General features: G+C 45.9%; 15 protein-coding genes. 10 read left to right on the top strand and 5 right to left on the bottom strand.

Annotated features, from left to right (window positions below; translation table 11 throughout):
- Positions 1-14 precede the first annotated feature (14 nt).
- The 5 genes from MST20_RS06970 (at position 15) to MST20_RS06950 (ending at position 4,592) form a co-directional block, all read left to right on the top strand.
- Positions 15-1,199, top strand: coding sequence for a pyridoxal phosphate-dependent aminotransferase (locus MST20_RS06970; protein WP_243941033.1), 1,185 nt, complete (start codon positions 15-17; stop codon positions 1,197-1,199).
- A 148-nt stretch (positions 1,200-1,347) separates the two neighbouring features.
- Positions 1,348-2,640: an asparagine--tRNA ligase gene (gene asnS / locus MST20_RS06965; RefSeq protein ID WP_165427387.1), complete on the top strand. Its 1,293-nt coding sequence runs from the start codon at positions 1,348-1,350 to the stop codon at positions 2,638-2,640.
- 74 nt (positions 2,641-2,714) lie between these two features.
- Complete coding sequence (locus MST20_RS06960; protein WP_243941031.1) at positions 2,715-3,413, top strand: DnaD domain-containing protein; 699 nt, start codon at positions 2,715-2,717, stop codon at positions 3,411-3,413.
- A 16-nt stretch (positions 3,414-3,429) separates the two neighbouring features.
- Positions 3,430-4,092, top strand: coding sequence for an endonuclease III (gene nth, locus MST20_RS06955; protein WP_243941029.1), 663 nt, complete (start codon positions 3,430-3,432; stop codon positions 4,090-4,092).
- Positions 4,089-4,592, top strand: coding sequence for a YpoC family protein (locus tag MST20_RS06950; protein WP_165427384.1), 504 nt, complete (start codon positions 4,089-4,091; stop codon positions 4,590-4,592). Before nth ends, MST20_RS06950 begins: the two co-directional genes overlap by 4 nt.
- A 20-nt stretch (positions 4,593-4,612) precedes the next feature.
- Here MST20_RS06950 and MST20_RS06945 read toward each other — a convergent pair whose 3' ends face one another.
- Together MST20_RS06945 and recU are read right to left on the bottom strand one after the other, a co-directional pair.
- On the bottom strand, positions 4,613-7,282 hold the full coding sequence (locus MST20_RS06945) for a PBP1A family penicillin-binding protein (protein ID WP_243941027.1): 2,670 nt from the start codon (positions 7,280-7,282) through the stop codon (positions 4,613-4,615).
- Between the two features lie 58 nt (positions 7,283-7,340).
- Complete coding sequence (gene recU, locus MST20_RS06940; protein WP_003182896.1) at positions 7,341-7,937, bottom strand: Holliday junction resolvase RecU; 597 nt, start codon at positions 7,935-7,937, stop codon at positions 7,341-7,343.
- A gap of 53 nt (positions 7,938-7,990) precedes the next feature.
- On the opposite strand from recU, the gene MST20_RS06935 reads away from it, so the two are divergent.
- Complete coding sequence (locus tag MST20_RS06935) at positions 7,991-8,950, top strand: DUF2515 domain-containing protein (RefSeq protein ID WP_481747888.1); 960 nt, start codon at positions 7,991-7,993, stop codon at positions 8,948-8,950.
- A 31-nt stretch (positions 8,951-8,981) separates the two neighbouring features.
- On the opposite strand, the gene sspM is transcribed toward MST20_RS06935, so the two are convergent.
- Positions 8,982-9,086 (bottom strand): acid-soluble spore protein SspM, encoded by a 105-nt coding sequence (gene sspM, locus MST20_RS06930; protein WP_025811234.1) that lies wholly within the window; start codon positions 9,084-9,086, stop codon positions 8,982-8,984.
- A 199-nt stretch (positions 9,087-9,285) separates the two neighbouring features.
- On the opposite strand from sspM, the gene MST20_RS06925 reads away from it, so the two are divergent.
- Together MST20_RS06925 and MST20_RS06920 are read left to right on the top strand one after the other, a co-directional pair.
- Positions 9,286-9,513, top strand: coding sequence for a YppD family protein (locus MST20_RS06925; protein WP_243941025.1), 228 nt, complete (start codon positions 9,286-9,288; stop codon positions 9,511-9,513).
- Positions 9,514-9,570: 57 nt separating this feature from the next.
- Complete coding sequence (locus tag MST20_RS06920; protein ID WP_243941023.1) at positions 9,571-9,942, top strand: YppE family protein; 372 nt, start codon at positions 9,571-9,573, stop codon at positions 9,940-9,942.
- Between the two features lie 234 nt (positions 9,943-10,176).
- Here the strand turns inward: MST20_RS06920 and MST20_RS06915 are convergent, their stop codons facing one another.
- Positions 10,177-10,377: a YppF family protein gene (locus tag MST20_RS06915; RefSeq protein WP_011198064.1), complete on the bottom strand. Its 201-nt coding sequence runs from the start codon at positions 10,375-10,377 to the stop codon at positions 10,177-10,179.
- 178 nt (positions 10,378-10,555) lie between these two features.
- Between MST20_RS06915 and MST20_RS06910 the strand changes: the two genes are divergently transcribed.
- Complete coding sequence (locus MST20_RS06910) at positions 10,556-11,002, top strand: YppG family protein (protein ID WP_243941021.1); 447 nt, start codon at positions 10,556-10,558, stop codon at positions 11,000-11,002.
- An 18-nt stretch (positions 11,003-11,020) separates the two neighbouring features.
- Here the strand turns inward: MST20_RS06910 and MST20_RS06905 are convergent, their stop codons facing one another.
- The gene (locus MST20_RS06905) at positions 11,021-11,440 is read right to left on the bottom strand and encodes an Hsp20/alpha crystallin family protein (protein ID WP_243941019.1); all 420 of its coding nucleotides are present in this window, start codon (positions 11,438-11,440) and stop codon (positions 11,021-11,023) included.
- A 176-nt stretch (positions 11,441-11,616) separates the two neighbouring features.
- Between MST20_RS06905 and MST20_RS06900 the strand changes: the two genes are divergently transcribed.
- A complete protein-coding gene (locus tag MST20_RS06900; RefSeq protein WP_243941017.1) occupies positions 11,617-12,123 on the top strand; it encodes a PTS sugar transporter subunit IIA in 507 nt (168 codons plus the stop codon).
- The last annotated feature ends 46 nt before the right edge of the window (positions 12,124-12,169 follow it).

Genomic DNA, 12,169 nt, shown 5'->3' with positions numbered 1-12,169 from the left:
AGGGGGAAATCAAGTTGAATCTAGCTAAAAGAGTATCAGCGTTAACACCATCTGCAACATTGGCAATCACTGCAAAAGCAAAAGATTTAAAAGCGGCAGGGCACGATGTCATCGGTCTTGGGGCGGGTGAACCGGATTTTAATACGCCTGAGCACATCATTGAGGCGGCTGTCCGTTCGATGAATGAAGGACATACCAAATACACGCCTTCCGGAGGTCTTGCGGCGCTGAAAGACAGCATCCGCGAAAAATTCAAGCGCGATCAGGGAATCGAGTACCGCCAATCTGAAGTTATCGTCTGCACAGGTGCAAAGCATGCTCTTTACACCCTATTTCAAGTGCTCCTCGACGAGGGGGACGAAGTGATTATTCCGACTCCGTACTGGGTCAGCTATCCTGAACAAGTCAAGCTTGCAGGCGGCAAACCGGTATTTGTAGAAGGCCTTGAGGAAAACAGCTTCAAAATTTCTCCGGAGCAGCTTGAAAAAGCCGTCACGGAAAAAACGAAGGCTGTGATCATCAATTCCCCAAGCAATCCGACAGGCATGATGTATACGGAAGAAGAGCTTAAAGCGCTCGGTGAAGTATGCCTTCGCCGCGACATTTTAATCGTATCTGATGAAATATATGAAAAGCTGATATACGGCGGAAAAAAACATGTATCCATTGCACAGCTTTCTCCAGAACTTAAAAACCAAACCGTGATCATCAACGGGGTTTCCAAGTCACACAGCATGACCGGCTGGAGAATCGGGTATGCGGCAGGCAGCGAACCGATCATTAAAGCGATGACGAACCTTGCCAGCCACAGCACGTCAAATCCGACATCTGTCGCACAATACGGAGCCATTGCCGCTTACAATGGACCAAACGAGCCTGTTGAAGAGATGAGAAAAGCTTTTGAAGACCGGCTGAACAAGGTGTATGAACTGCTTGTTGACATTCCGGGATTGACATGCCTGAAGCCTGAAGGGGCCTTCTACTTGTTCCCGAATGCAAAAAAAGCGGCAGAATCATGCGGCTTTTCAAGCGTTGATGAATTCGCCGAAGCGCTTTTGGAAGAAGAAAAAGTTGCGATCGTTCCCGGTTCAGGGTTCGGCGCACCGGACAACATCCGTCTGTCGTATGCGACATCCCTGTCACTTTTGGAAGAAGCGGTCACACGGATTCGCCGCTTTGTCGTGAATCGCAGCCGCTAGAAGCAAAAAGCGTCCGCAGCTGGACGCTTTTTGCATGCACGCAAGCTGCATTGACCTGAACGATTCAAAAAAGGTATAATATACGTTATGGACGTCAGAAAGAATGAGGGCTTGACCGAATTCTTTCGTGTTTTGGAGGGAAACGATAGTGAAAACAACAATAAACCAAGTGTACAAGCATGTTGGTGAAGAAGTAACAATCGGCGCTTGGATCGCCAACAAACGCTCAAGCGGCAAAATTGCGTTTTTGCAGCTAAGAGACGGGACAGGCTTTATCCAAGGAGTCGTCGTCAAAGCGGAAGTGGATGAAGAAACATTTCAAGCCGCTAAATCTGTCACACAGGAAACATCGCTATATGTAAAAGGCGTCGTCAAAGAAGACGAGCGTTCGCCACTCGGCTACGAGCTTGCTGTCACATCGCTTGAAGTCATCCATGAAGCGACAGATTATCCGATTACACCAAAAGAACACGGAACAGAATTTTTGATGGATCACAGACATTTGTGGCTCCGTTCAAAACGGCAGCACGCAACGATGAAAATCCGCAATGAAATCATTCGCGCTACATACGAATTTTTCAATAAGGAAGGCTTTGTTAAAGTCGATCCTCCAATTTTGACGGGAAGCGCACCTGAAGGAACGACAGAGCTTTTTGCGACAAAGTATTTTGACGAAGATGCCTACCTTTCGCAAAGCGGCCAGCTTTACATGGAAGCTGCTGCAATGGCTTTAGGAAAAGTCTTTTCATTCGGGCCGACTTTCAGAGCCGAGAAATCAAAAACGAAGCGCCATCTGATCGAATTCTGGATGATCGAACCGGAAATGGCGTTTGTCGAATTCAATGAAAACCTTGAAGTTCAAGAGAACTATGTCTCTTTTGTCGTCCAAAGCGTGCTTGAAAACTGCAAAATCGAACTGAATACGCTCGGCAGAGACACTTCAAAACTAGAGCTTATCAAAGCGCCTTTCCCAAGAATCACATATGATGAAGCGCTTCAGTTCTTAAAAGAGAAAGGCTTTGACGATATTGAATGGGGCGATGATTTCGGCGCTCCTCACGAAACGGCGATCGCTGAAAGCTATGACAAGCCGGTATTTATTACACACTATCCGACATCATTAAAGCCGTTTTATATGCAGCCTGCCCCTGACAGGGAAGATGTCGTACTTTGCGCTGACTTGATTGCGCCTGAAGGCTACGGTGAGATTATCGGCGGATCTGAACGGATCCATGATCTTGAGCTTCTCGAAGCACGCCTGAAAGAGCACGGTTTAGAATCGGATGCTTATCAATGGTATGCAGAGCTGAGAAAATACGGATCAGTTCCGCATTCAGGATTCGGACTCGGACTCGAACGGACGGTTGCCTGGATCTGCGGCTCTCCGCACGTCCGCGAAACGATTCCGTTCCCAAGACTATTAAATCGCTTATATCCTTAAGAAAAAAGTCTCCTGATTGCAGGAGACTTTTTCACAGTCATCCATGATATACTGGAAGGTAAGAGGTGTATCGAATGAAAAAACAGCACTTTATTAAGATGCAGGAGATGGGATCTGTCACCATTCCGAATCTGCTTTTTTTGAACTATCGGGAGCTTGGCTTAAACGAGACAGAATTCATGCTGCTCTTAAACATTAAAATGCATGTTGAGAGAGGTTCATTTTTTCCGACCCCGGAGGAATTAAGCAAGACGATGTCGATTGAAACCGAACAATGTATGAACATGCTGAGAATGTTCATTCAAAAAGGCTTCATCTATATAGAAGAATGCGAAGACCAGAACGGCATTAAGTTTGAAAAGTATTCGCTCGAACCTCTCTGGGGCAAGCTGTTTGAGCATCTTGAAATGGCCGAGCAGAAGCAACTTGCTGAACAGAATGAAGGCGAACAGAAGAGCCTTTATACGGTCTTTGAAGAGGAATTTGCGCGGCCGCTGTCTCCGCTGGAATGCGAGACGCTCAGCATCTGGCTTGACCAGGATCATCACGATGCACAGCTGATCAAACAAGCTCTCAAAGAAGCCGTCATATCAGGAAAACTAAATTTCCGATACATTGACCGGATTTTGTTTGAGTGGAAGAAAAACGGCGTTTCAACCGTCGAACAAGCCGCAAACTACAGCCAAAGATTCAGGCGGAAGACCGCTCCGCGGCAAAATGAGCAAAAGGAGTATACAAGACAAGTTCCTTTTTACAATTGGCTTGAACAATAAAGTGAAAGGTGAAGACATGCTGACAAAAAAACAGATCGAGTTTTGTTTAGAAACAATCGGTGAAATGTTTCCGTATGCTGAATGCGAATTAGTCCATGACAATCCGTTTGAACTTGTCATCGCCGTCGCTTTATCGGCCCAGTGCACAGACGCGCTTGTCAATAAAGTGACGAAAACGCTTTTCAAAAAATATAAAAAGCCTGAAGACTATCTTGCCGTTTCGCTTGAAGAGCTGCAGCAAGATATCAAATCGATCGGCTTATACCGGAACAAAGCCAAAAATATTCAAAAGCTCTGCAAAATGCTGCTGGAAGAATACAGCGGTGAAGTGCCGAAAGACCGGGATGAGCTGGTGAAACTTCCGGGCGTCGGGAGAAAAACCGCCAATGTCGTCGTTTCCGTTGCATTCGGTGTTCCTGCCATTGCAGTCGACACCCATGTGGAAAGGGTCTCAAAAAGACTCGGCATTTGCAGATGGAAGGATTCGGTCGCGGAAGTCGAAAAGACGCTGATGAAAAAAGTGCCTGAATCAGAGTGGTCTGTTACTCATCACCGCCTGATCTTTTTCGGACGCTATCACTGTAAGGCGCAAAGGCCGAAATGTGAAGAATGCCCGTTGTTTTCTCTGTGCAGGGAAGGACAAAAACGATATAAAAAAGGGCTGGTGAAGTTGCCGTGACAAGCGTTTCACTGTTGGACGAATACGAAAAAACGCTGCGGAAGAGAAGACCGGAATCCGGCGAAAGGCTTGACGTTCTTTCGGAAAATCCGCTCTGCTATGATTTTTTTCAGGACATAGAAGAAGACAAGCCGTGGGAGCATGCGGAAGAATGGGTCCCGCTTCTGTTTGCGGCTTGGGAGCGTACAAAAGAAAAGCTTCTGCCCGTCTTTAAAACGAGAAAGTCAAGGTGCAGCCAGGATGATATGCTAAACGGGGTGTGCTGCTTGATCGCAAGCCTCCACTGGACGATGGGGGAGCCTGTCAAAAGTCTCAACTGGGAGATCATCACCCGTAAGGATTTTGGAGCCAAGCCGATGAACTGGACGGAACGCCTCGAGTTTATCCTCCAGAAACCAACGCAGTACCATTGTTTTATTCAGCTTGACGAATTGTTTACGGAAATGAAAAAGCAATTTTATAAATATGTTGCCATCAATCATAAAAAAGCCACTCACTAAACTGTGAGTGGCTTTTTAGATTAATGGTTGCCGGTTGATTGACCGTTGGAATTTGTTTGTTGATCATCTGTGTTGCTGTCTTGATCCGGTTTTTTGTCTTTGTCTTTATTCTGATCTTTGTTTTGATCATCGGCGTCATCATCTTTTCTGCCGTCTGTATTACCCGGATTTTGATTGTTTTGATCCGTATTGCCTGAATTTTGATCATCCGGCTGATTTGAGTTGCCGTTATTTTGTTTGTCTTTGTCCTGATCATCATCAGCATCTTGCTTCTTCTCGTCATCCTCGTCTTTCTTTTTATCGTCCGCTTTTGACTCATCATCTTCAGCAGCGTTGACTTTAAGCGTCACAGAAGCAGGGTCGCTTTCGCCATCTTCAGTAACGGCCGTGACTTGGAATCTGTAGACGGATCCTTCTTTTGCATTCGGTATGACGGCTTCTTTCGCGCTGCTGCTTTGAACTTCGCTGTATCCGCCTCCGTCAATTGATTGTTTGACTTTAAAGGATACATCACCGTCTCCGGAATATGACCATGAAAGCTTGATGCTCTTTGATGCTTCATCATATTCTGCACTCAACCCTGTCGGCTTGTCGGCATCTTCTTTTTCCTCAAATTTTTTCGAAACAGTCGTCGGCTGTGTGCCTTTTACAAAGTACTCAGTGACTTTTTTATCGCTAGGCGTGTTGCTGCTGGCGAGCACCGGCGGATTCGAGCCTTTTAGAACGGTCGCTTCAACGACGCTGTCAGGCTTTTCAAATGAGCCGCTGCCGTTGTCCACCTTGGCAATCAGTTTTTTGAACAGGAGCTTGGCGACTTGCTGTTCGTTTGCGCTCAGCGAATTAAAGCCTTCTTTACCGGTCCAGACCGCTGCCGTATATTGCGGCGTATAGCCGACGAACCATGAATCCCTTGCTCCGTTTCGATTTATGCCGTGTTTTCTAATGTCGTCCTCGGTAAAGTTCGTCGTACCCGTTTTACCTGCTACAGTAACGCCATTGACTTGTGCGGCTGTTCCTGTTCCTCGCTGAACAGCACTTTTCAGCATATCCGTTATCATAAACGCGGTATAATCGCTCATGGCTGCCTTTGATTCAGGCGTCAAATCAAGCTTTGTGCCGTCATTGAATTCCACAGCGGTAACGGTATGCGGCTCATTATAGTAGCCATTGTTCCCGAATGCGCTGTACGCTCCGGCCATTTGCAGAGGCGACACACCGTTTCCGAAGCCGCCGATTGCGTAAGCTTCCACTAAATCATCTGAATTTATGTTAAGACCAAGATTGCCTGCGAATTTTACAATATTGTCTTTTCCGGCTGCCTGGAATGCTTTCAAAGCTGGAACGTTTCGAGAATCGACAAGTGCCTCTCTCATCGATATCCAACCTCTGTGTTTTCTGTCATAGTTGTTAATCGGATCTCCGGTCGTATACGTGTATGCTTCATCGTTAATCTGTTCATACGTCGACCATTTCTTGTTCTCAATGACAGGGCCGTAGTCAAGGATTGGCTTAATCGTTGAACCTGGTTGACGTTTCGTATCTACTGCATAGTTAAATTCGCCTGCTTTCCGGTCGCGTCCGCCGCCGAGCGCGCGGATTTCTCCGGTCTTCGTATCAAGCAGGGTGAGGCCGGCCAGCATTTTCTCGGTATACGGGATCGAATCGCCGTCCATCAGCTCATCCACATAATCTTGTGCGTCTGTATCAATCGTCGTGTAAATCTTCAGTCCGTCCGTTCCCGGAGTGACGTTCGCTTTTTCTTTCACTTCGGCGACGGCCTGCTCGATAAACGCGCTGTATTTGTTGGACGTTGATTTTGCGTACTCCTTCGGAGAGACAAGGCCTTTTGTGACGGCTACTTTTTTCGCTTTGTTGTACTCTGCGTCAGAGATAAAGCCGTGTTTGTTCATCAGGCTCAGCACGACGTTGCGCCGTTTCTCGGCTTTTTCCGGATGTTTGATCGGGTTGTAGTTATTCGGGCTTTGCGGCATGCCGGCAAGCGTTGCGGCCTGCTCGACCGTCAAGTCGTTTAGATCTGTAACCCCGTAGAACTGCTCAGCCGCTTTTCCGACACCGTAGGCCTGCGGCGAGAAGTAAATCCGGTTTAAATACATTTCAAGAATCTCGTCTTTTGAATATTTTCTTTCAAGCTGGAACGACAGCCAGACTTCCTGGACTTTCCGTTTCAGCGTTTTTTCATGTGACAGAAGGGAGTTTTTGACGACCTGCTGTGTGATCGTACTTCCGCCTTCAGAACCGAATCCGCCTTCGAAGTTTGCCAGAAGCGCTCCTCCGATCCGGATCGGGTCGACGCCGTGGTGGTCATAGAAACGCGCGTCTTCCGTTGCAAGAAATGCGTTTTTGACGGAATCAGGGATGTCTTTAATCGACACGTATGTCCGTTTTTCCGAACCAATTTCGGCGATTTCTTTTCCGTTTTTGTCATAGATTGTGGAAGAGTACGGTGTTTTCAGTTTTGCTTCATCAAGGGACGGCGAGTCCGCTACCATCACCGCAAAAGTGACGCCCCCGGCAATCAAGCCGATAACACCGATGATTAAAATGGATAAAAGAATTTTCTTGAACAATCCTGCTTTTTTCTTTTTCTTGGGTTTAGAATGAGTATTAGACCTGCTTTTGCCCTGCTGGGCTTTTCGCCGTTCCTGGCGGCTGTTAAATTGATCTGACATAACATCTCAACCTTTCGTTAGTTAAACCTTTCCGCTCACATGACTTTAAAATCATAATTTATGATGGCGAAAAATACAACTGATCAATAATCTTAATATAATCAATTCTTGGCGAGTATCCAAGTGAAATGGGGTGAGCGGCTTCCTGAAGCTCGTCTTTTCGGATCGATTTTCGGCCGTTTTGTTTTTTGCGCTCCCAGAAATAAAATAATTTTTCTGCTTCCAAAAAATAAATTTCTTCAAAAGCGGATATGATAACAAAACAAATGCCGTCTTGCGCCACAACCTGCTTCATATGCTCGATCTGATGATCGTGGAAATTCTGAAGCGGAAAGGAGGTCCGGCTCTTCGTTTCTTTCGCTTCAAAATCGATGTAGCGGCCTTTATAAACCCCATTATAATCAGTAGTTGACGACTGCTTGAAATATGCTTCCTTGATCACCGCAGCGCTTCGCTTCGGGTAATCGACCTGAACAATCTGTACAGGTGTCGGTTTTTTATGGATGACCGCAATCGAATGAGATTGATAATACATATTCGTTTCATTCAGGTCATCTTCGAGGGTCATGCCGCGATTGGAATACGACGGCTTCTTTTGCAAGGATGAGGCAGCTGTTTTCGGCTGATACGATTTGCCGTTCGGGTAACGAATCACTTTCTTCATCCTCCTTTTACAAAAAATCTGGATACTAACGGAAGTGGCTGATCTTGCACAACACATTTTCCGCGGCGGAGCTGACGAGCCGCATTCAAGAGCTGACCGCAAAACTGAACAAGGACAATATCTCACGGACAAATGCCTACAAACGCTACTTTGACCGCCATCCTGAAATCAAGTGGTCGCTTTTGGCTTCATTTGTTTCCAGGAATGCCGGCTGGTCAATGACCGATTTAAAAGGGCGTTTATTCGAGCTCGGACTTACGGCTTTTCAGCAGAAATGGCTGTTTTTAACGTATGAGAGAGCGAACTGGCTGATTTTTTCGGACGCCTATCCGCAGCTCCTGTTATACCAGTGGTCCAAGCAGCTTGGCCAGCCGCTGTTTCATTTGCTCTCCTCATTTGGCGTGTCTTCATTTATGAAAACGGAATGGGAGCGGTTCTGGCATGAGCGCGATCAAAAGCGGCTCATGTATGCTCTCATTATAAATGAACAAAACACTATCCAAACTCCTATTATACAAAATCCTTTGTTTAAAAAGAATGTTTTTCAGACGATTCCTTTTCAGCTATGTGAATGGTTTCACTTCAATACGGTCATTTTTCCGACGGTTGAAGGCGTTTTTTACGGCGTGTCTGTCAAACGCTTCACTAGTTTAAAGGAAAGGATCAAGCTCGGCAAGCAATTAAGCGAGCTGCTGTTTTCGCCTGAGCTTTTCCCCGGTTTTTTCCACTTTACATCACGTGTTCCGCATACCGGGTCGCGCTTTGATATGGAGCGCTGGGCAGGGGTTAAAATCAGAACTTCGCCGTTTTTGAGAACATGTTATCCCGTTGTTGCCCATTCATTAGACGGATTAAAATGCGATTGGTTTCGCGGAGGAAAGAGAGAGGCGATGTTCAAAGATGAAAAACTGCCGAAAACGATCGAAATCACCGATTGGTATTTCCAAAAAAGAAGGCAGCTGCAGGCATTGTTTTCGCTGGAGCATTGGCTGAATAAGAGGTAAAACAGAAAAAAGCAAGGGTTCTCCTTGCTTTTTAAGTGGACGGGCGGTTAGGTCCGCCTAATTTCTTATCCAGTGTGTCTGTTTGTTTAGCATCAGGTTTTGTTTTCGCAGGTGTTTTCTTTTTGTTGTTTTCCACAGCGGGCACCTCCTTACCTTTTTAGATTTTGCAAAAAAGCGCTGATCATACCATTTTTCGCAAGATCACTTGTCGAAAGCGGCGCGTTTGGCTGGAAAATGAGTTTCTTTGGCGGTTTGCTTCTAGTTTTGTCAGCTGCGGAGGAGAGGGGGCGCATAGGGGAGAATGCATAGAAGGCGATCAAAAAGGAGGGAAGCAAATGAACGGATGTGCAAGCAAAGACTCGGTCCTTCAAATGCTTTTGGAAACGGAATCAGCCATGTCGTCTGCTGAGAAGGCTTTGACAGAAGCCGTACGCCGGGCGGAGCATGAAAAGCAGGCTGCATGGAACGAACGGCTCGATCTGATTGAAAAAGAACTGGCAGAGCTCTTGGCTTGTTTAAACAGCACGTTAATGGGAGTGGAGCCAAGAGGAGAGACGGCATAAGCCGGATTCGTTGTAACGGTCGTCTTCCTTTGGTACGATAAACCCGAGGTGAAAAAATTGGATAGACAATCTCTTCTTAAACAGACACGGGAATTAATCCGCCTTGTAAAAGAAGCGGAAGAACGATACAGTAAGGGAAAAGAGGAAGGGACGGAATACGATTTTTTCGAAGTTGTCAAACCTTCTGTCGAGAGATTCGAACAAACAGTGAAAAGCTGGCTGGCAGAAAGCCTGTCTTATATCAAGGCCAGTCGGCCAAAATACATTTACGGAGAACAGCTCAACTCGGTTGAGGAAAATGCAAATGAAATTTTCATGCAGTCCTATTTTTGCAAAATCCATAAAAAACGCTTTAAAGATCTGACGGAATCCGTCCTTTATACGCTGAAAAACGTAGAAGACGATATATTAAAAGAAGACCGGGCCTAATCCCGGTCTCAGCGTGCTGACAAACCCTCGCATTCGTTGTCAGGTCTGCGCGTCGGTGCTCACGAATTCCAACATTCGCTGCGCTCCGATGCTCGACCTTCCTAGACTGCAAGGGTTTTCATTCACGCTGAAAAGATGACAAAATCCCAAAACTAAGAGCAGTTTTGGGATTTTGTCAATAATCTGAGAAGACCGGGCCTAATCCCGGTCTTCTTTTTTAATAGGGCTGTTTGTTTAGCTGGCGTCGGTATTCATATCATAAGCAGGGTGCTGTGCGCCATTCGCTTCAAGAACTTTCATACTTGTGCGAAATTCGTTTAATGTCAGATGTCCCTGGATATACAAAAACTTGGCGAAATCCATCAGTTTGTTCATGCAGTCTGTCTCATACTGTTTCATCTCGGCAAAACAATTTCTTAAGTATGATACGTTCATATGGTGCATCCCCTCTCCTTTATATTAATAATATCGTACCATAACAATTCGACTTTTTTCTGTTTTTCAAATATTAAAATTTTCGACACTTTTTGACAAACCTGTGACAGAACCTTTGGAACAGGAAATGCCTTTATATCATACACATATAAAAAAGGGCTTTAGGAGGAGAGGAAAGATGGGAGAGAGGAGAACCGCCGTATATCCTTATTCCGGCCCCGGTGCGTATGTTCAAGCCGATCAGCAAAACCATTATGCCTATCATCCCGTTCAGCCGTACTACAGTCAGGAAACCGTCCCGTACGCTCATCCAGTTCAGCGGCCGCAGGCATATCAGCAGCCGATTGAGCAGAATGTGGACCCGTTTTCAGTCCATCATCAGCCTGTTCAGCAGCAAATGCAGCCGCCGCTTCCGCCGTTTCAGGCATTTCCTTATCAGCATCCATATCCCTCGCCGCGGCCGAATCTCCACCAGCCATCACAGTTTCAAAGCTTTCTGTCGCAATTCAAAAAAAAGAACGGGCAGTTTGATTTCAGCAAAATGATGGACACCGCGGGCCAGATGGTGAGCACGGTCAACCAGGTCGGAGCGCTGGCCAAAGGGTTTATGGGATTCTTCAAATAAAAAAAGCATGGATGAAGGTCATTCATGCTTTTTTTGCTCCGGAAATGAGACTGTGAGGATATTTCGGTTCCACGACGTCTTCATTGTTTCTTCGCGGACGGGATATGGGAGCAGAACGGTTCTGGACAGGCTTGTAAATGATGAAGATCCGCCGCTTTCTTGTTTCTCCTTCAAGGCGATATGAAGATACCTTGATTTCGCTTCAATCATGATATCTCCGTTTTGAAACGTTTCAGGAACGGCGATGTCGACGTGAAGCGCCTCATTCTCCTCTCTGATGTTCATAGAAATGGTGGAATTCTGAAGCTGGTCTGATATCAGTTTTTGGAATGAATTTAAAATATCGTGGAAAGGTGAATTGTAAAATAACTGTTCAACCGCTTCTTGAATTTCGTCTTTCTTGCTTAGCGAATGATTGTCGTTTTCCTTGAAATCCATTCTTCATCACCCCGGTTTTTTTATTTTCAGCTTATGCAGGGGCTCTTGGTATGGTTATTCATTGATGGGAATTTGAAAGTGTGGTTAAATAGTGGGGAATCCAAAGATTTGATATTTAACCTGTTCCTCTTTTAATAGCCATCATAAAGAGGCGTTTTGAAAGGAGCCCAACTGTATTGCTGAAAAAATTATTCGGTATTGGTCAGAAACAAAATGATGTGAAAGAAGAAACCGTTTTTTCACCGGTTGACGGACAAGTTTTGGAACTTTCAAAAGTCCCTGACCCCGTTTTCTCCCAAAAGATGATGGGTGACGGAATGGCTGTCGAGCCTTCCGCAGGCGAGATCGTATCACCTGTCGACGGGGAAGTGATCCAGCTGTTCCATACAAAACATGCCATCGGCATCCGTTCACTGTCCGGCGTGGAACTCTTGATTCATATCGGTCTGGAAACCGTAGCGATGGAAGGCGAAGGTTTCACAGCCCATGTCAAAGAAGGAGACAAAGTCAAAGTCGGCGATCCTTTGATAACGTGCGATTTGGAACTGATCAAGGAAAAAGCGAGCAGCACCATTACGCCGATCGTCATTATGAACGGCGATGTGTTGGAGCGCGTCACAAAACATGAAGAGGCAAAGGCGAAAAAAAGCGAGACAAAGCTCATGGAGCTTAAAGTTAAGTAACAGCAAAAAAGCAGAGAGCGATTCTCTGCTTTTTCATTTTCTCAGG

The organism is Bacillus sp. B19-2 (assembly GCF_022832475.1).
In the GTDB taxonomy this organism is placed as follows: domain Bacteria; phylum Bacillota; class Bacilli; order Bacillales; family Bacillaceae; genus Bacillus; species Bacillus paralicheniformis.
This window is presented reverse-complemented; position numbering and strand designations above follow the sequence as displayed.

Coding starts and splice junctions, on each gene's coding strand:
- MST20_RS06960 (WP_243941031.1), top strand. CDS start 2,715: ATGAAAAAACAGCACTTTATTAAGATGCAGGAGATGGGATCTGTCACC.
- nth (WP_243941029.1), top strand. CDS start 3,430: ATGCTGACAAAAAAACAGATCGAGTTTTGTTTAGAAACAATCGGTGAA.
- MST20_RS06945 (WP_243941027.1), bottom strand. CDS start 7,282: ATGTCAGATCAATTTAACAGCCGCCAGGAACGGCGAAAAGCCCAGCAG.
- MST20_RS06925 (WP_243941025.1), top strand. CDS start 9,286: ATGAACGGATGTGCAAGCAAAGACTCGGTCCTTCAAATGCTTTTGGAA.
- MST20_RS06915 (WP_011198064.1), bottom strand. CDS start 10,377: ATGAACGTATCATACTTAAGAAATTGTTTTGCCGAGATGAAACAGTAT.
- MST20_RS06910 (WP_243941021.1), top strand. CDS start 10,556: ATGGGAGAGAGGAGAACCGCCGTATATCCTTATTCCGGCCCCGGTGCG.
- MST20_RS06905 (WP_243941019.1), bottom strand. CDS start 11,440: ATGGATTTCAAGGAAAACGACAATCATTCGCTAAGCAAGAAAGACGAA.